The following is a 19,367-nucleotide window of genomic DNA, read 5'->3' as shown; positions in this document are numbered from 1 at the left end:
ATTATGAACGATATAATATTTGAAAAACTGAAAATTTTATCAGATGCAGCTAAATATGATGTATCTTGTGTGTCTAGCGGTGTTGAAAGAAAAAATAAAAATACAGGCGGTATAGGTAATGCTTCAGCAGCAGGTATTTGTCATGCTTGGTCATCAGATGGGAGATGTATCTCTTTATTGAAAATACTTCTAACAAATGATTGCATATATGACTGTCATTATTGTTTAAATAGAGTTACAAATCCTGTAAAACGTGCAAGTTTTACACCAGAAGAAGTAGCAGAACTTACTATTCAGTTTTATAGAAGAAATTATATTGAGGGATTATTCCTAAGTTCTGCTGTAGAGAAAAATCCAGATTATACTATGGAAAACATCTATAAAGTTTTAGAGTTGTTGAGGTATAAATATAATTTTTGGGGATATGTTCATGTAAAGGTCATACCGGGGGCCGATCCAGCTTTGGTAAAAAAAACTGGTGCTTTAGCAGATAGAATGAGCGTAAACATAGAACTACCTACTAGAGAAAGCCTTAAAATTTTAGCTCCGCAGAAAAAAATAGAAAGTATAATTCAACCTATGTCAGTAATTAATTCAGAAATGACTAGAACTATCGAAGATAAAAAAGTTTTTAAAAATACACCTCGCTTTGTGCCTGGTGGTCAGTCAACTCAAATGATAATAGGTGCTACACCAGATAGTGATAAAACAATACTTAATTTATCACAGAATCTATATGATAGATTTAATATGAAACGTGTTTTTTTCTCTGCTTATATACCAGTTATATCAGGTCCGAATTTACCATCTGTAAATACAGTTCCACCACTTGTTAGGGAACATAGATTGTATCAGGCTGATTGGTTAATGCGTTATTATTATTTTAAGTCAGAAGAGCTTTTTACAGAAATAGATTTTAACCTTGATTTAGAATTTGATCCTAAAATGATGTATGCACTAAGAAATATTGATAGGTTTCCTATAGAAATTAATAAAGCATCATATGAAGAATTGTTGAGGATTCCAGGTTTAGGTGTGAAAAGTGCACAAAGAATAATTAGGGAAAGAAAAAATGCAGAGCTTTCATATGATTCACTTATAAAAATGAAAACAGTATTAAAAAGAGCGAAGCACTTTATTACAGTTAAAGGAAAATACTACGGTAATACGAAATTTGAGCCAGATTCAATAAAAAATGAAATTAGATTTAAAGAAGCTCAAAAACAGTTTTCTATTTTTGAGTTTATGTAAGGAGTAAAGTTGTTATGGACTACTTATATGATGGAACATTTGAAGGCCTTATGACATGTATTTTTTATCATTATAAAAAAGAAAAGGCTTCTGGTATATTTGAATATTCAAGATATCAGCAATCTATTATTAACTCTTTTGAGATAGTTGATACTGACTATGAAAAAGCAAAAATAGTTTGTGATGCAATAAATAACAAAATATCTAGAGAAGCCTATATTAATGTTTATTATTGTTACTTATCAAGCAATGAAAATAAGGAAAATACAATACTTGATTTTCTTATTTTTGCTTTTAGATATGGTAAAAATACCATGAACTTTTTCTCACACGAGAAAGTTTTACCAATAAATCAAATTTATCTAAAAGTTGGAGCGGAAACCCATAGATTTCTTGGAATACTTCGATTTTCTGATGTTAATGGAATATTGTATTCTAAATTTGCTCCAGATAACGATATATTAATATTAATTGTAGAACATTTTGCTGACAGATATAAATATGAAAAATTTATAATACATGATGAGAAACGAAAAAAGGTTGTTGTTTATGCAAACGAAAGATGGGAAATAAAAGAGTTAAAAGATTCAATTAATATAGAATATTCACAAGATGAAAAAATGTTTAGAGATCTGTGGAAACAATATTTCACAGACCTTGCAATTAAAGAAAGAACAAATATTGATTTACAATTTCAATTTGTTCCAGCAAGATATAGAAAGAATATGGTTGAATTTATATAAACCATGGGCGATCCCTTGCGGTCGCCCAGTAATTAATTGCGTATATACTAAATGTATGTGGTCTTGTATGCCTTGGTTTTTTGTTAAATTTAAAGTTTTTTTATCTTTCGAGTTTTCTAAATACACCTGCTGCTTTTAAAGCCGGGCGTAAGCTTATTGATAGGGCTAGTGATGCAATTACAGCAATTATTGCATTTGTAGAAGAAACTAGAAATTTTGTAACTGCTACTGCAGAAACTGCTTGCCAAGTGCTTTCAAGAATAATAAGTTGTAAGAAAATAGTTTTACATACATATAATAAAACATATGTTATTGCAGCTACTATAGCAGCTATTAAGTTAATTTTCTTATTTTCTCCATTAAATCCTCTCATGTGAGAAATTTTCCCAGCGATGAAACCCATAGTAAATTTCATTATAAATGTTATCCAAAATTCAGGTGCAAAAGCTGGATCAAACAAGTCATATATGGCTGAACCAAATCCTGCAGCTAAACCTCCTGTAACTCCACCGAAGAAAATTCCGCTTAATAAACACATTACATTGCCTAGATGTAGCATGGTCTTGCCTAAGGGTGTTGGTATTTCTATTCTAAAGTTTGTTGCTACAAAAACCATTGCTGACATTAAACCAATCACAGTTAATTGATATATTGAAAATTTCTTTTTTTTACCTATCATAATTCCTCCTCGAAATTTATTATATTATATATTAATTATATCCAAGACTGTCACTCTGTAAATGTTCAGTTTTGATATTTTGGAAGTGGTCAGATCGAGATTTAATGTTTTGAATTATTTCATAATAATTTAGTATTGAAAAATGTGGTTGAATTGAATAATGGTAATAGAGTATAATAATGTGTGAAGAAAAACTATAAAAATTCAAGGAGAAAATATAATGGCAGAATTAAAATTTGAGGTAGTTAAAGAAATAGCTATACTTTCGGAATCAGCAAAGGGTTGGACGAAGGAGTTTAACTTAGTTAGCTGGAATGAAAGAGATCCTAAATATGATATAAGAGAGTGGTCTCCTGAACATGAAAAAATGGCAAAAGGTGTAACCTTTACAAAGGAAGAAATAAAGATTTTAAGAGACGCTCTCAATAAACTGGACATATAAATACAATATTTTATAATGGATATTTAAAGGGGGAAAAATGAAATATTTAATTGGAATAGATTCAGGGGGGACAAAGTCTGAAATAGTTGCATATGATTTAGAATACAATCCTATTTATAAAAATATTGGAGGATTTGGAAATCCTGCTGTAAATTTAAATGAAACTATTTCAAATGTCAGTGCATTAATTGATTCATGTTTAAAAGAATTAGGTAGAGTTGAATGTCAATTAATTGGTATTGGAATGGCTGCAGTAGAAACTGGAAATTATATTGAAGTAATTCAGAACTACATAAAAAATAAATTCAGAGTAAATACAATAGTATTAAATGATGCTGAAATGACCTGTAAAGCTTATTTGGGAAATAATGATGGAATTCTTGTAGTTTCTGGAACGGGATCATCTTGTTATGTTCAAAAAAATGGAGAAGGTGAAATGGTAGGTGGTTGGAGCCATATTTTAGGGGATGAAGGAAGTGGCTATCATACTGTTATAGAAGCATTTAAAGAAATAGTGTACAAGTTTGATAGGCAAATATCATTTGATAGTTTAAGCGAAGCTTTGCTTGGAAGAATTGGTGGGAGTACACGTTCTCATATTATGAATTATATATATACAAATCAAAAAAATGAAATTGCTTCACTTTTTAAAATAATTGTTGATTATTCTCGAAAAGAAAATCCTGATGCAATTAAGTTGTTAGAAAATGCAGGTAAATATTTAGCGGAATCAACATTAGTTTCATATAAGATAAAAAAATTTGATAAGGAAATAATAATAGGGCTTAAAGGTGGAGTTTTTTATAATTCTAGCTATGTTCTTTCTTCTTATAAAAATGAAATAAATAATGTGATAAATAGATATTCACTAATTGAAAAAGATATATCTGCAACAAGAGGTGTAATTAATATTTATAAAAATGGGATTTTATTATAATTATTGTGATGGTGCGTATAATATTTATCCTACAATAACGTGTATTAGTTATTTAATTGAAATTGTTTATGTATTTCAAATTAATGAGAGAATGGATATTGTAGGGAGTGTATTATATGCATTCTGTATTGCAAATATAAATTTATCATGATATTATATATTATATTGTAATAAACAAAGGGGCATTATAATGCAAAATTTAGACTTGAAAATTGAACTATGGAAAAAACGTCTTTTAGACCTTGGTAAAAGCAATAGATTAATAAACTTTAAGGAAACAAAAAGGTCAAATATTGCAATTAAATCACCATGTTTAGGTGATTTATTTAATTTGCTTGTAAATCAAGAAAAAAGCTTGGAATTTTCATATCCATCGAAAACAATATTTGATGATGATGGTGAAGAACAAAGCATTTTAGTTGTAAAAGGAGACATTGAAACTAATCAAACACTCAATGAGCAACAAAGGACACTGAAGTCATTGAGGGCTAAAGCTAAAACATCAATTGAGGAACAAGGTATAAATACTTTGTATTTAACTTTTGGTATGTTGAATTGGAGGGAAAATAAGAATTCAAACATTACAATCTCTTCACCGATAATACTTGTACCAGCAAGTTTAAAAATAGAATCTATAAATGAGCCATACATATTGAGCTTGCGTGATGATGGAATTTTATTAAATCCTAGTTTAGCTTATAAATTAGAAAATGATTTTGGGGTTATTTTTCCCGAATATAATGAACATGAAGATAGTATAGAAAAATATCTAATGAAGATAGTTGAAATAGCAAATGAAAATGATTGGAAGGTGACTGAAGAAACATTTTTAGCTTTGTTATCCTTTCTTAAAATGAATATGTATGAGGATTTGGTAAAAAACAAAGATAAGATTGTTTCCAATCATATTGTTAAAGCATTAGCAGGTGATTATAGTGAAATAGTTCAAGTTCCAGCTGGTTTAAATAATTACGATCATGATAAAAATATAAGACCAATTGAAACATATCAAGTTGTAGATGCAGACTCAAGTCAACAGGACGCAATATTACTTTCAAAAAAAGGTATAAGTTTCGTATTGCAAGGACCTCCAGGAACTGGAAAAAGTCAAACTATTACTAATATAATCGCTGAAGCAATTTCTGATGGAAAAAAGGTTTTATTTGTATCAGAAAAAATGGCAGCTCTTGATGTTGTAAAGGATAGAATAAAAGAAGTTAAATTAGATGATTTTTGTTTAACTTTACATAGTCATAAAGTTAATAAAAAAGATATTTTAGGACAGCTTGAGAGAACTCTAAATACGCCAAAAATAAAGGTACATGAGGATATCTTGTACAAGCTTTCCGAATTGGAAGAAAAACGTAGAAAATTAATAAATTACAATGAAGAACTTCATACTAAATGTATGTTGTTAAATTCTAGTATATATGAAATCAATGGGAAGTTAGCTAAGTTAGAAGACACAGAAGATGTAGTATTCTCAATTGACGATGTTGATAATACTGATGGGGATAAACTAAATAAATACAAGTTCTTAATTGGAGAATATGCAAAGAATATTGGAAAGAAAAGTATGGATTATTCAGAAAACCCATGGTATGGATGTAATATACAAATATTGACACATGAGTTGAGACATAATATATATGTTATTTTAATGAGGTTATTGCCAAACTATGAAAATTTTATTGAAACATATGAAAAAATAATAAATATTACCGGTGCTAAATTTAATATAAGTATCGAAAATGTAAAAATTGTATCAGATATATTAAACTTATCAATTAAATCTTCACTGTTCCCGAGTGAATGGACAAATTTAGATCTGAATGAATTAATTGCTATATCTAATTCTATGACTTTTAAATGTAATCAGTATTTTGATTTGAGTAAACAGTTAAAAAAGAAGTATGATGAATCAATATTTGAAATTCCTGCAATAGATATAATTAACAACATAGAAAAAGAAGCTAATGAAATTAAAAAACATTTAGATTCTGAAAAATTTAATTCTAATAAAGAAATTGTAGTTAATGCAGAGAATATAAAATTAGAATTTAGCAAATTAAATGACATATTAGAACTATGTCTAAAAAATAGTGAAATTATTGCTCAACATTTAGGTTTAAGGAAGCCGGAAGATATTAATTCTTTATTACTACTTAATGAATTAGTAGGATTTATTCTTGACGATCCAAAGCCATCGGAAAGGTGGTTTAATGATGTACAACTGTGTGATACTATAAAAATATTAGATGATGCAAGAAATCATCAATTAACTTTGAATAAATCTATGCTTGTTGTAAAAACAAAATTTGATGAAAGAATATTTAATATTAATTTTGATGAATTATTAAAGAAGTTTAATGATAAATATAAAAGTACCATTAGAATAATTGCTAATTTTAATAATATAAGTCAATCAGAAAACGTAAACAAAAAAAATATTTCAGATTTTATACAAAATCAAAATTATAAGCTTATAAAAAGTATAAATATAATAGAAACAGCAAAGGAAACTGCACAAAAAATAAGTACTTTTCTTGGTATAAAAAAGATTAAAACTTTTGAAGAATTAATATCTTTAAGCAAATTAGTGGGAGCATTGAATAATAACCTACATGTAACGGAATCGTGGTTTGATAGGAATAAAGACTCTATTTTAGATAAATTGATAAATGAAATAAAACAAAAGCAATTAGAAAATAGCGAATTAATAGATAATATTTCAGCAGAATACAATAAAGAGATATTCAAAATAAATTCTATTGAAATACTAGCTAGATTTAATACAGAATACATTGGAGTATTTAAAAATATAAAAAATAAATATAAAGCAGATAAAAAGAAAATTCTATCATGTAGTAAAGTGCAACATAATAAAATTACTGATAGTGAAATTATTGTGCTTTTAAATAAAATTTCAGAAATAAAGGAAAATGAAGAGTGGCTTTCAGACCATAACCAAACTGCCAAGGAGTTATTGGGTGAATTGTATCAAGAAAGTTATACTAATTGGGAATTAATAGAGAAATCAAGGGAAAAGTTTAATGCTATAAGAGATTATTTTACTAACGAACCGGTACCTGATTTATTAAAAGAAATAATGCTTGAATACAATTATGGTTGTATAAATGATGAGTATAACAATTTAGTTGAATCTAAATTAAATGAGGCTTCAGATGAACTATTTAATATACTAAGCAAGGATTTAGTTGGTACAAATATTGAAGAGGTTTTAGATTTTGCTAATGATATATACAATAATAGTATAGAGTTAAATAATGATTTTAGCTTAATTATGGAATTCAAATTAAATAAAGATGATTTGATTTGTATTAATGAAATCATTGAATTATTGAAAAATATAAAAAATATAAATAGTTGTAAAAAATGGTTTAAAGACAAGCATTATTTGCTTGGTGAGTACTTAGGTTCTAATTATATTGGAAATGAAACAGATTTTGAATTAATAAATAATAATATTGAAATCATTAATAAAATAAAACTATATTTTGATAATGATAAAATTTCAGATGAGTTAGTAAAATCATTAACATCTTCAAATTATCCATACGAAAATATAATATCATATCAATGGAATGTAAAAAAACTTATAGAGCTAAAAATTAGTGAACGTTTAGATTTGGTTTTGCTTAAAAAAAATAATAATTCAAATAATATAAGTGATATTTTGAAGACAATTGAAAATGTAAAAAATTCAATTACAATAATAAATGATAAATACAATCAAATTACAATTTTATCCAAGGACAAAACACAGTATGAAATTGTTATGCAAGATATTGCTTCATTAAATAAAATTCAAAAAATAGAGCAGATGTTTTTAGAAAATAATGAAGAATTGCAAAATAAGTTTTCATTTTACTACAATGGGGTTAGTACCGATTGGAATCAAGTTATTTCAAAACTTGAATATTTCAGACAATTTGTTTCTATTTGCAAACAATATTCTATATCTGAATCATTTATTAATAAAGTTTCTCATGATGACAAAATCACTCAAATATTAGAAGGGTATATGGGCAATTTAATTAATGAGAAAGATACAATTTATAGTGATTTTGATTGGTTTACTCATTTATTTGAAAATCCAGATTTAATGTATAATCAAAATATATTTGAGATTTATGATAAAATAGAAGGCTGTTTAAATTTATCATTATTAGAAGATTATATTGACTTTATTGGTATTAGAAAACAATGCATAGAATTGGGATTGGGAGATTTTATCGAAAAAGTTGAAGAACTAGAAATTCATTCAGATAATATTCTAAATGTCTTCTTAAAAAGATTTTATAAACTGTGGCTTGATGTTGTGCTACCAAAATATCCAGCAGTATTTAGTTTTAGAAGTCGAAATCAACAAGTTTTAATAGATGAGTTTATTAAACTTGATAAAATGCAACTTGAAATTGCAAGTCTTAGGATTAGAGAAAGATTAATTTCTAATATTCCTAATATAGATGTTACTACATCGTCTTTAGAAGAAGTTGGAATATTAAAAAGAGAATTGAGTAAACAAAGAAAAATAATGCCTTTAAGGCGTTTGTTTAATGAGATACCAAATTTACTTACAACTTTGAAACCGTGTATGATGATGTCACCTCTTTCGGTTAGTATGTATTTGAAAGCAGATGGTTATAAGTTTGATTTAATTATTTTTGATGAAGCATCTCAAATATGTACAGAAGATGCAATAGGTGCTATAATTCGTGGCAAACAAGTAATAATTGCAGGTGATAGATTTCAGCTTCCTCCTACTTCCTTTTTTAATACTACATATCATGAAAATAGTTTCGATATTTATAATGAAGATTTTGATGAGAATTATAATGCCTTTGACTCGATACTTGATGAAGCTACAAATGCAATTCCAGAACGCACTTTAAAATGGCACTATAGAAGTAGATATGAAAATTTAATTGCATTTTCAAACGATAAGATATATAAACATGAATTGACAACTTTCCCTTCAAATATTGAAAAAATGCCAAATACAGGGGTTGAATATATTTATGTTAAAGATGGTGTATATGATAGAGGTTCAAGGAAAAATAATATTAAGGAAGCCAAATGTGTGGCGGACCTTGTATTTGAACATTTTGATCATTACCCTAATCGTTCACTAGGTGTTGTTACATTTAGTGAATCACAACAACAAGCAATTGAAAATGCAATAAGACAAAGACGTATTGCTAATTCAATGTATGAAAGTTTCTTTTCAGAAGATAATGAAGAAGAATTTTTTGTAAAAAATTTAGAAAATGTACAAGGTGATGAAAGAGATACAATTATTTTTAGTATTGGCTATGGTAAAGATGCAAATGGAACAATGTATATGAATTTCGGACCATTGAGTCGAAATGGAGGATACAGGAGACTGAATGTTGCAATTACAAGAGCGAAATTTAATTTAAAATTAGTAGGATCAATTCAACCTTCGGATATAAATTTGGAAAAAACAAATTCTGAAGGGGTGAAGATGCTTAGACAATATATTGAGTATGCAATTAATGGTACAAATTATTTAGAAGAAGAGTTGGCATTGACTAATGAGATTCATGTTGAATCATCATTTGAAGAAGCAATATATGATTTTTTAACTAGAAATGGATTTTTAGTAAAAACACAAGTTGGATGTTCTGGATATCGTATTGATATGGCAGTAAAACATCCTACTGTGAATGGGGTTTTTGTCTTAGGAATAGAATGTGATGGTGTGTCATATCATAAAGCAAGAACTGTAAGAGAACGAGATAGACTTCGTCAATCAGTTTTAGAAGATATGGGTTGGAAAATATATAGAATATGGTCAACTGATTGGATAAAAGATGCAAAAATAGAAGGAGAAAAACTTTTAAATGCAATACAAGAAGCAATAATTTCTATGAAAAATGAAAACAATGTTGATGTAGTATGATTTGCATGATATAATCACTATTAAAAAATATTTGAAACTAAAAATATGGAGGAATAATATGAGAATTGAAACACAGTGTTTACACGAAGGATATAGTCCTAAAAATGGCGAACCAAGAGTTCTTCCAATTTATCAGTCAACTACATATACCTATGATTCTACAGAACATATTGGAAAATTATTTGATTTGACAACTGATGGTCATATGTACTCTAGAATTTCAAACCCAACAGTTGCTGCGGTTGAAGCAAAAATCGCTGCAATGGAGGGTGGAGTAGGTGCTTTATGTACTACATCAGGTCAAGCGGCATCATTAATTAGTTTGTTAAACATTATGAAATCAGGAGACCACTTTATTAGTGCATCTACAATATATGGAGGAACTATAAATCTTTTTGCAGTTACCTTGAAGAGATTTGGAATAGAATGCACATTTGTTAGTCCTGATGCTACTGAAGAAGAAATTCAAATGGAATTTAAGCAGAATACAAAGGCGGTTTTTGGTGAAACTATTGCAAATCCATCTATGTGCGTTTTTGATATTGAAAAATTTGCTAATATTGCTCATAAAAATAATGTTCCTTTATTAGTTGACAATACATTTGCAACACCGTATCTTTGTAGACCATTTGAATTTGGAGCTGATATAGTAATACATTCAACTACTAAGTACATGGATGGACACGCTGTGCAAGTAGGTGGGGTTATTGTTGATAGCGGTAATTTTAATTGGGGAAATGGCAAGTTTAAAGAATTTACAGAACCAGATGAATCCTATCATGGAGTGATTTATTGTGATACATTTAAGAATGCTGCTTATATTGCTAAAGCAAGAGTACAAATGATGAGAGATATAGGTGCATATCCATCAGCTAATGCAGCTTTTCTGTTGAATTTAGGATTAGAAACACTTGCAGTGAGAATGGAAAGACATTGCAGGAATGCAGAAAAAGTAGCTGAATATTTAAGTAAATCTGATAAAATAGAATTTGTTAATTATCCAGCTTTAAAAACAGATAAATATCATGACCTTGCTAAAAAATATCTTCCATTAGGATGCAGTGGTGTTATTTCACTATCAATTAAAGGAAATAGAGAAAATGCTGTAAAATTTATGGATGCATTAAAACTTGCTTCCAATGAAGTACATGTTGCAGATATTCGTACATGCGTACTACATCCAGCTAGTTCTACTCATAGACAACTTACAGATAGTCAATTAATATCAGCAGGAATTACTCCTGGTTTAGTAAGACTTTCTATAGGAATAGAAAATTTAGATGACATAATCGAAGATATAGAACAAGCATTACAAGAAATCTAAATAAGTGATTTATTGAGACAGAGTATTTAATAATCAAATTTCATAAATTTGAAATTAATATTCTGTCTCTTATTTTTCAAATTGTTTAAAAAAGTTTACACGATTTATTCCAGATGGTCGATTAAATCTTTTTAGCCCATAAAGTTCTTTTTGATTTCCTGACAATAAATTTACTCCGCTATAGCATGAAAGTGTTGCAAAGAAACCAATTTCTTCAAGTATCTCATCACATTCCTTACATATAATCCCAAAAGGGTAGGTAAAAGCTTTTGGAATATATCCTGTTTTTTCTTCAATTTGAGATTGTAAAAATCCAACGTCTTCAATAATTTCTGTTTTGTATTTATCGTAAGATTCACCTTTTATAATACTACACCCCTTACGTTTTGATAGTTCATGCATTGAATATGTATGATTTTGTATTTCTACATAAGGAGAATCTACTAGTTCTTTAACTTGTGACCAATTTATATATCCATTGGTATAAGTAGATTTTGTACTTTCATCAACATATTTTCCAACGATAGATATTACAGCTTTGCAATTGTGTTTTTGTAGGATAGGTAGTATATGTTTACAGCTGCTGTAGTATCCATCATCGAATGTTATCATTATTGGTTTTTCAGGCAATTCTATATCATTATATTCAAATGCAATTAAATCCTCAATAGTTATAGTTGTATATCCTTCATTTATTAGATAAATAATATCTTCTTCTAATTCATTTGGAGATACTATATACTTTCCTAAATTTTTAGTATTTACTTCGTGATACATAATAATTGGTAAACTCACTACAGGACTTGTTGATACAGGATAAGTATCACTAATATCTTTAAAATTCATGCAAGAAATAACTATTAAAAAAGTTATAATTAATATAGGAATAATATTTTTTTTGTATTTTTTCAAATAGACCACCCTCAACACTTTAATAAGTTATATATATAATATATGTTATGCTGAATTAGCTTGTATAATTACCGTTACATTAATTTTAGTAAATGGATTAGTGACTGTTTGATATCAGTTAGTACATATAGTACATACAAATAGTTTGAAAAATATTCAAATGACATGACATGTTTTTTATGCAAAGGTTTATAGAAATATAATATAATAGATTAAATATCTATTTAGAATATTATATGGGGGTGTATATTTTGAAAAGAAAAAGTATAAAGAAAGGCTGTGTATTTAAGTGAATATTCAAAATACCTGCTATAAAAGCTTTTGTTCAATGTTAGACTGCTTAATCGAAGGTATTTTAATAATTGATTCTAAGAATGATTTTGTAGTAAATAAGAGGTTTGAAGAATTTTTCAATACTAAGATTGAAGAAGTATCTGAAGTTTTCGATATTTTGGAAAAGAACGGGCTTATTGATTTACTTAATATAAAGCAAAATATCGAAAAAGAAGTCATTATTAATGATAGAAAATTAATTGTAGAAACACTAGTAATAGATTCTATTGAAGAATATTCATATTTGTTAATTATTTTTAAAAATATAGATAATACAGAAGTTGAAAATTCTCAAATTGATGAGCTGAAAAAAAGTATTAATTCTATAAAAGATATTTTAGATAATGCATATCAGGGAATAGTACTAATTAATAAGGATGGTAATATAATTAAATGGAATTATGAGAAACTTTTTGGAATAAAGGAAGAAGATGTATTAGGTAAGCCCGTACAAGAAGTTATAGAGAATACACGACTTCACATAGTAGTTAAGACTGGTCAAAAAGAATTGTATGATGTACAGAGAATACAAGGACATAATATGATAGCTAGTAGGACTCCAATAATTAAAGATGGCGAGATAATTGGTGCAGTAGGAACTGTATTGTTTAAAGATGTTAAAGAGGTAAAAGACTTGGTAGAAAAGCTTAAAGTTCTAGAAAATACTGTCGATAAATACAAAAGAGAAATAAGCAATATGTATTGTGCCAATTATACATTTGATGATATTATAACTCAAAATAAAAATATGCTTAAGGTGAAGGATATTGCAATAAAATCAGCTAATTCAGCTTCTACTGTGATGATTCAAGGAGAAAGTGGGACAGGTAAGGAATACTTTGCACATGCTATTCATTATGCTAGTCAAAGAAAAGATGCGCCATTTATTAGGGTAAATTGTGCAGCAATACCACCAGAACTATTTGAATCGGAACTCTTTGGATATGACTCTGGTGCATTTACTGGTGCCAAAAAAGAAGGCAAGATTGGTAAATTAGAACTTGCAAATGGAGGGACTATTCTCTTTGATGAGATTAGTTCAATGCCTTATAACATGCAAGCGAAATTATTAAGAGTATTAGAAGAAAGAGAACTTGAAAGAGTTGGTAGTAATATTGGAATAAAAATTGATATAAGAATAATAGCTTGTACGAATGAGAATCTACTAAATTTAGTTAAAGAAGGACGTTTTAGGAAAGATCTATATTATAGGCTAAACGTTGTTAGAATAAATATTCCCCCTCTAAGAGATAGGTTAGATGACATTCCAAATTTATGCGAAGATATTTTAAAGCAATTATTAAAAAATGTAGGTCTGCCTTATAAAACAGTTACTGAAAAAGCTATATTAGCTTTCCAATTATATAATTGGCCTGGCAATGTGAGAGAGCTAAGAAATATCCTTGAAAGAGCAGCAAATATGTCTTATAATAATTACATTGATTTAAATAATTTGCCTGACTATATTAATAATATATTAAATATGGAGGACAATAATAAAGATAGAAGTTTTTTGAAGGATATCGTAGCTGATGTGGAAATTAAAGCTATTATGGAAGCCATAAATATAACTAACGGAAGTAGAACAGAAGCTGCAAAATTGCTTGGAATACATAGGACTGCTTTATATAAAAAAATAGATAATTATGGCATTAATATAAAGGCCATATAATGTAGAAAATAATATACATATTATTATTTTGTCTAAAATTATCTACGTTGCAGCTAAGTATAGTTATATAAAGATAAATATAAGAATAGGTAAGAAATAACAAAAAAAGAATGTAGAAAAGTTGCTACATTCTTTTTTTGTTATTTTTCGAAATTTCATTTTATATTTTGAATGTTCCCTCAAACCATTGGAAAGACAAACCTTAATAATTTTACATCTGGATTTATCAAATATGGCATAGTATTTGCTTTGTGTTAAGTAAGACATCAATTTTATATAGTCATCTGAAGCATTATTTAAACAACAAAATTTAAAGGAATCTTGAAAAAGGGGGAAGTTTAATGAAAGAAGTTGTTATTGTAAGTGCTGTAAGAACTCCTATAGGTAGTTTTGGGGAGGTAAGTAATTTGAATAAGTTGATTTCAGTAGATGATGCTGTCAATATGATAAATGATGGCATGTCAATAATGGTTGGTGGCTTTTTAGGATGTAAAAATCCTTTTAAAATTGTGAATGCATTAGTAGAAAAAGGAGTTAAAAATATAACCTTGATTGCTAATGATACTTCATTTCCTGAAGTTGGAATAGGAAAACTAATTGTTAATAAACAAGTAAAAAAATTAATAGCTTCACATATAGGGACAAATAAAGAAACTGGTAATCAAATGAATGCAGGTGAACTTGATGTTGAACTTGTGCCTCAAGGAACCCTTGCAGAGAGAATAAGAGCTGCTGGGGCAGGCCTGGGTGGAATATTAACTCCAACAGGTATTGGAACTATAGTAGCTGATGGAAAAAAAACAATTGAAGTAGATGGTAAAGAATATTTATTAGAAAAACCTTTAAGGGCGGATGTTGCTATTATAGTTGGAGCAAAAGTTGATAAGAAAGGCAATATAAGATATTCAAAGGCTACGAGAAACTTTAATCCGATGATGGCAACTGCTGCAGATATAGTAATAGTTGAAGCAGATGAAATCGTTGAAGTTGGTGAACTTGATCCAGATGATATCATGACTCCAGGAATATTTGTAAATTATATAGTATTAGGAGGTAATGAATGATGGATAAAAATTTAGTGAAAAATTATATTGCAAAAAGAGTTGCAAAAGAGCTAAAAGATGGCAATGTTGTAAATCTTGGAATTGGACTACCAACTCTAGTATCTAATTTTATACCAGATGATATAGAAATTATTTTGCAATCGGAAAATGGATTTCTTGGTATGGGACCAGCACCAAAAGAAGGCGAAGAAGATCCTTATGTAGTAAATGCAGGTGGTCAATATACAACTGTTAATCCAGGTGGTGTTTTCTTTGATAGCGCTGATTCTTTTGTTATTATTAGAGGCGGTCATGTTGATGTTACAGTTCTAGGAGCACTTGAAGTTGATGAAAGAGGTAATCTTGCAAATTGGATGGTACCAGGTAAAATGGTTCCTGGTATGGGTGGAGCAATGGATCTTGTTACAGGTGCTAAAAAAGTAATAGTAGCTATGAACCATACAGCGAAAGGAAATCACAAAATACTAAAAGAATGCAAATTACCTTTAACAGCAGTCAATGTTGTTAATTTCATTATTACCGAGATGGGGGTTATGGAAGTTACTGCTAGTGGACTTGTTTTAAGAGAAATAAATCCTGAATATTCAATTGAAGATGTTCAAATAGCAACAGAAGCAACGTTAATAATTCCAGAAGACTTAAAGGAAATACAAGCTTAATATTTTTTGATGATAATTCTATATGAATATACGACTATGAAATTTATAGTTGCATTGAAACAGAAAATATAGTTAATTAAATTTATAATTAGGAGGAATGAAAATGTTAGAAAATAAAGTGTGTATTGTAACAGGAGCAGCTAGTGGAATCGGCTTAGCTATAGCTGAGTCATTTACTAATGATGGAGCAAAGGTAGTAATGGCTGATATTAATGAGGAAAAATTAAAGTTAGAAGCGGAAAGGTTAGGCGGAGTTTATTATAAAACAGATTTAAGCAAAAGAGAAGATTGCAAGGGTTTAGTTGATTTTACTTTGAATAAATTTTCAAAAGTAGATGTTTTGGTAAACGTAGCAGGTATTCAAACTGTAAGTTCAATTGAAGATTTTCCTGAAGCTAAATGGGATTTTATGATGTCTTTAATGCTGACGGCTCCATTTTTATTAACAAAGTATGTTTGGCCTTCAATGAAAGAACAAAGTTGGGGAAGAATTATAAATTTAAATTCTATTCATGGACTTGTGGCATCTGAGTTCAAAGTTGCGTATGTTTCAGCTAAGCATGGTATGGGAGGACTAACAAAAGTTGCTGCTTTGGAGGGAGGCAAATATGGTATTACTGTAAATTCAATTTGTCCTTCATATGTTAGAACACCTTTAGTTGATAACCAAATTGCTGATCAAGCAAAAACACATGGTATATCAAAAGAAGAAGTTGTTGAAGATATTATGTTGAAAAAAGCAGCAATTAAAAAGTTATTAGAGCCTAAAGATGTTGGTGAGGTAGCAAAATTTTTATGTTCAGATACAGGCGCATATATTACTGGTTCTATGTTTACAATTGATTGTGGTTGGACTGCTGGCTAATGTTTTGGATTAGTAAATATAGCCTTTTGTGACTTTAGTATTTTAACATATTACTAGAGTTACATAGAATTAAAATTCATAATTTAAAGGAGGAAATAGCATGTTAGGAATTGTTATTGGATTGGTATTATTGATGTTTTTAGCATATAGAGGTTATTCAATAGTTTGGGTAGCTCCAGTTTGTGCAATGGTAGTTGCTTTAACGGGTGGGCTTGAATTACTTCCTGCATATAAAGATACATATATGGCGGGTTTTGTTGGCTTTACAAAATCTTGGTTTCCTGCATTTATGTTAGGAGCAATATTTGGTCACTTAATGGATTATACTGGTTCAGCAAAATCAATAGCCATTTGGTTAACAAAAGTGTTAGGTTCAAAGAGAGCAATTCTTTCTGTTGTAGTAGGTTGTACCGTATTAACTTATGGCGGCATCAGTTTATTTGTAGTCGTATTTGCTATGTATCCATTAGCACTTGAATTGTATAGAGAAGCCAACATTACAAGAAGGCTAATACCAGGTGCTATAGCTCTTGGCTCGTTTGGATATACAATGACTGCTATACCTGGATCACCTCAAATACAAAACTTAATTCCTATGAAATATTATGGAACAACTCCAATGGCTGCTCCAATTATGGGTATTACTGCAGCATTATTGATGTTTTTGTTAGGTATGTTATGGCTTACTATGAGAGAAAAGAAATTTAAGGAAAAAGGAATGTTCTTTGTTGAACCAGAAAAAAAGAATACTGATGAAGTCGTAATAAAAGATTTGCCTAATGCGTTTTTATCTTTTTTACCTTTGCTTTCAGTAATTTTAACATTGAATATTTTCGGATGGGATATTGTTGTTTCTTTAATTTCTGGTATTTTGTTAACAATGATAATTAATATTAAAAAATACTTAGGATTTACTAAAGCAATCAGTGGTGGAGCCGGTGGATCAATAGTTGCAATTATTAATACAAGTGCTGCAGTTGGTTTTGGAACTGTTGTAAAGGCCGTTCCAGGATTCCAAACTCTTACAAATTCTATTTTAAACATTAAAGGTAGTCCTTTGATTTCTGAAGCCATAGCAGTTAACGTTTTAGCGGGAGCAACAGGTTCTGCATCAGGAGGAATGGGTATTGCATTGGAAGCATTGGGAGAAAAATATATGCAAATAGCTTCGCAAACAGGCATTAGTCCAGAAGCTTTTCACAGGATAGCGTCTCTTGCATCTGGTGGTCTTGATACATTACCTCACAATGGAGCAGTGTTGACATTGCTAGCTATAACGGGTATGACACATAAAGACTCTTATATTGACATATGTGCTACATCTCTAGTAATACCTTTAATTGCATCAATACCAGCTATAATATTAGGAAGCTTAGGTATATATTAGGTTAAAAAAATAGTATACATAGCTTAAACTTTAGATTATAGTTAGTTTAGACTAATAAAATTAGGAGGCGTATACAATGAAGTTAGAAAGTATTAAAAAGATTGGTGTTGCTGGTGGTGGAACCATGGGCTCGGGTATAGCTTTGATATTTGCACAAAAAGGTTACGAGGTAGTTGTAACTGATATATCAGATAAATTCTTAGAAAACACTAAAAAAATAATATCAATAAATAACAGGACCTTAATTAATGAAGGTTTATTAAGCGAAGAAGAAGCTCAAGAATCATTGAAATATATAACTTATTCAACGAATAAAAAGGTATTTGCTGATGCGGATTTAATAATTGAAGCTATAGTTGAAAAAATGGATATTAAACAAGATTATTGGAAGGAAGTAGAAGAAATAGCTAGAGAAGATGCAATATTTGCTACTAATACTTCTGGACTAAGTATAAATGGCATATGTGAAAAAGTTAAAAACAAAGGTAGATTTATAGGTATGCACTGGTGGAATCCTCCGCACATAATTCCATTAATAGAATTAATTAAAGCAGATGATACAACTGATGATACAGTTAACATATTAAAACAATTAGTTGACAATATCGGAAAAAAATCAGTTGTTGTGTTGAAAGATGCTAATGGTTTTATTGGTAACAGAATACAATTTGCAGTATACAGAGAAGCTTTGAAGATTGTAGAAGATGGGATAGCTACTGTAGAAGATGTTGATAATGCTATGAAATATGGCCCTGGATTTAGATATCCAGTTTTAGGACCTTTTGAGACGGCAGATTTAGGCGGGTTAGATACATTCTATTTTATTTCTTCTTATCTATTTAACGAATTGAGTTGCGTAAAGGAACCAACTCAATTGCAGAGAGAATTAATGGACAATAAAGATTTAGGTGTAAAGTCAGGTAAGGGCTTCTATGATTACCCTGATAAAAAGGGTGAAGAAGTTATGCAGCGAAGAGATGAAAACTTCTTTAAAATGCTAAAATATATTCATAAAGAAAAGAATAGGAACTAAAAAAAACGTATAGATAATATAAAAATGCATTGGAGACATGACAGTCACCAATGCATTTTTAAAATAAAAAAGTTAAGATAATACTTTTTATATTATGCAAAATATGATATAGTATTAAC

Annotated in this window: 14 protein-coding genes; 12 read left to right on the top strand and 2 right to left on the bottom strand. The window is 29.0% G+C overall.

What is annotated here, in order from left to right; genetic code table 11:
* Positions 1-3: 3 nt before the first annotated feature.
* Both J2Z76_RS07190 and J2Z76_RS07185 read left to right on the top strand, forming a co-directional pair.
* Positions 4-1,251, top strand: a complete 1,248-nt coding sequence (locus J2Z76_RS07190) for a putative DNA modification/repair radical SAM protein (protein WP_209511328.1) — start codon at positions 4-6, stop codon at positions 1,249-1,251.
* 14 nt (positions 1,252-1,265) lie between these two features.
* On the top strand, positions 1,266-1,994 hold the full coding sequence (locus J2Z76_RS07185; RefSeq protein WP_209511327.1) for a TIGR03915 family putative DNA repair protein: 729 nt from the start codon (positions 1,266-1,268) through the stop codon (positions 1,992-1,994).
* Between the two features lie 100 nt (positions 1,995-2,094).
* On the opposite strand, the gene J2Z76_RS07180 is transcribed toward J2Z76_RS07185, so the two are convergent.
* Complete coding sequence (locus J2Z76_RS07180; protein WP_209511326.1) at positions 2,095-2,673, bottom strand: ECF transporter S component; 579 nt, start codon at positions 2,671-2,673, stop codon at positions 2,095-2,097.
* 220 nt (positions 2,674-2,893) lie between these two features.
* Between J2Z76_RS07180 and J2Z76_RS07175 the strand changes: the two genes are divergently transcribed.
* From J2Z76_RS07175 to J2Z76_RS07160, 4 genes are all read left to right on the top strand, one after another.
* Entirely contained in the window at positions 2,894-3,115 is a 222-nt protein-coding gene (locus tag J2Z76_RS07175; protein ID WP_209511325.1) for a YdbC family protein, read from the top strand.
* A 37-nt stretch (positions 3,116-3,152) separates the two neighbouring features.
* Complete coding sequence (locus tag J2Z76_RS07170) at positions 3,153-4,052, top strand: BadF/BadG/BcrA/BcrD ATPase family protein (protein ID WP_209511324.1); 900 nt, start codon at positions 3,153-3,155, stop codon at positions 4,050-4,052.
* A 190-nt stretch (positions 4,053-4,242) separates the two neighbouring features.
* A complete protein-coding gene (locus J2Z76_RS07165; RefSeq protein WP_209511323.1) occupies positions 4,243-9,999 on the top strand; it encodes a DUF4011 domain-containing protein in 5,757 nt (1,918 codons plus the stop codon).
* Positions 10,000-10,057: 58 nt separating this feature from the next.
* On the top strand, positions 10,058-11,323 hold the full coding sequence (locus tag J2Z76_RS07160) for an O-acetylhomoserine aminocarboxypropyltransferase/cysteine synthase family protein (RefSeq protein ID WP_209511322.1): 1,266 nt from the start codon (positions 10,058-10,060) through the stop codon (positions 11,321-11,323).
* A gap of 69 nt (positions 11,324-11,392) precedes the next feature.
* Here the strand turns inward: J2Z76_RS07160 and J2Z76_RS07155 are convergent, their stop codons facing one another.
* Positions 11,393-12,235, bottom strand: coding sequence for a polysaccharide deacetylase family protein (locus tag J2Z76_RS07155; protein ID WP_209511321.1), 843 nt, complete (start codon positions 12,233-12,235; stop codon positions 11,393-11,395).
* A 328-nt stretch (positions 12,236-12,563) separates the two neighbouring features.
* Here J2Z76_RS07155 and J2Z76_RS07150 point away from each other — a divergent pair, with 328 nt between their 5' ends.
* The 6 genes from J2Z76_RS07150 (at position 12,564) to J2Z76_RS07125 (ending at position 19,248) form a co-directional block, all read left to right on the top strand.
* Positions 12,564-14,240, top strand: coding sequence for a sigma-54 interaction domain-containing protein (locus J2Z76_RS07150; protein ID WP_209511320.1), 1,677 nt, complete (start codon positions 12,564-12,566; stop codon positions 14,238-14,240).
* Positions 14,241-14,647: 407 nt separating this feature from the next.
* A complete protein-coding gene (gene atoD, locus J2Z76_RS07145) occupies positions 14,648-15,304 on the top strand; it encodes an acetate CoA-transferase subunit alpha (RefSeq protein WP_209511398.1) in 657 nt (218 codons plus the stop codon).
* Positions 15,304-15,963 carry a 3-oxoacid CoA-transferase subunit B gene (locus J2Z76_RS07140; protein WP_209511397.1) on the top strand — a complete coding sequence of 220 codons (660 nt, stop codon included), beginning with the start codon at positions 15,304-15,306 and terminating at the stop codon, positions 15,961-15,963. The genes atoD and J2Z76_RS07140 overlap by 1 nt, the downstream gene beginning before the upstream one ends.
* A gap of 103 nt (positions 15,964-16,066) precedes the next feature.
* A complete protein-coding gene (locus J2Z76_RS07135) occupies positions 16,067-16,828 on the top strand; it encodes a 3-hydroxybutyrate dehydrogenase (protein WP_209511319.1) in 762 nt (253 codons plus the stop codon).
* A gap of 100 nt (positions 16,829-16,928) precedes the next feature.
* Positions 16,929-18,215, top strand: coding sequence for a GntP family permease (locus tag J2Z76_RS07130; protein ID WP_209511318.1), 1,287 nt, complete (start codon positions 16,929-16,931; stop codon positions 18,213-18,215).
* 76 nt (positions 18,216-18,291) lie between these two features.
* Entirely contained in the window at positions 18,292-19,248 is a 957-nt protein-coding gene (locus J2Z76_RS07125; protein WP_209511317.1) for a 3-hydroxyacyl-CoA dehydrogenase family protein, read from the top strand.
* Positions 19,249-19,367: the final 119 nt, after the last annotated feature.

Source organism: Sedimentibacter acidaminivorans, from assembly GCF_017873955.1.
Classification (GTDB): Bacteria; Bacillota; Clostridia; order Tissierellales; family Sedimentibacteraceae; genus Sedimentibacter; species Sedimentibacter acidaminivorans.
The sequence above is the reverse complement of the archived record's forward strand: the minus strand, read 5'-3'. Positions and strand labels throughout refer to the sequence as shown.

Excerpts from the sequence above, each read along its gene's own strand:
- J2Z76_RS07190 (WP_209511328.1), top strand. The coding sequence starts at position 4 with ATGAACGATATAATATTTGAAAAACTGAAAATTTTATCAGATGCAGCT.
- J2Z76_RS07185 (WP_209511327.1), top strand. The coding sequence starts at position 1,266 with ATGGACTACTTATATGATGGAACATTTGAAGGCCTTATGACATGTATT.
- J2Z76_RS07180 (WP_209511326.1), bottom strand. The coding sequence starts at position 2,673 with ATGATAGGTAAAAAAAAGAAATTTTCAATATATCAATTAACTGTGATT.
- J2Z76_RS07175 (WP_209511325.1), top strand. The coding sequence starts at position 2,894 with ATGGCAGAATTAAAATTTGAGGTAGTTAAAGAAATAGCTATACTTTCG.
- J2Z76_RS07170 (WP_209511324.1), top strand. The coding sequence starts at position 3,153 with ATGAAATATTTAATTGGAATAGATTCAGGGGGGACAAAGTCTGAAATA.
- J2Z76_RS07165 (WP_209511323.1), top strand. The coding sequence starts at position 4,243 with ATGCAAAATTTAGACTTGAAAATTGAACTATGGAAAAAACGTCTTTTA.
- J2Z76_RS07160 (WP_209511322.1), top strand. The coding sequence starts at position 10,058 with ATGAGAATTGAAACACAGTGTTTACACGAAGGATATAGTCCTAAAAAT.
- J2Z76_RS07150 (WP_209511320.1), top strand. The coding sequence starts at position 12,564 with ATGTTAGACTGCTTAATCGAAGGTATTTTAATAATTGATTCTAAGAAT.
- J2Z76_RS07140 (WP_209511397.1), top strand. The coding sequence starts at position 15,304 with ATGGATAAAAATTTAGTGAAAAATTATATTGCAAAAAGAGTTGCAAAA.
- J2Z76_RS07135 (WP_209511319.1), top strand. The coding sequence starts at position 16,067 with ATGTTAGAAAATAAAGTGTGTATTGTAACAGGAGCAGCTAGTGGAATC.
- J2Z76_RS07130 (WP_209511318.1), top strand. The coding sequence starts at position 16,929 with ATGTTAGGAATTGTTATTGGATTGGTATTATTGATGTTTTTAGCATAT.
- J2Z76_RS07125 (WP_209511317.1), top strand. The coding sequence starts at position 18,292 with ATGAAGTTAGAAAGTATTAAAAAGATTGGTGTTGCTGGTGGTGGAACC.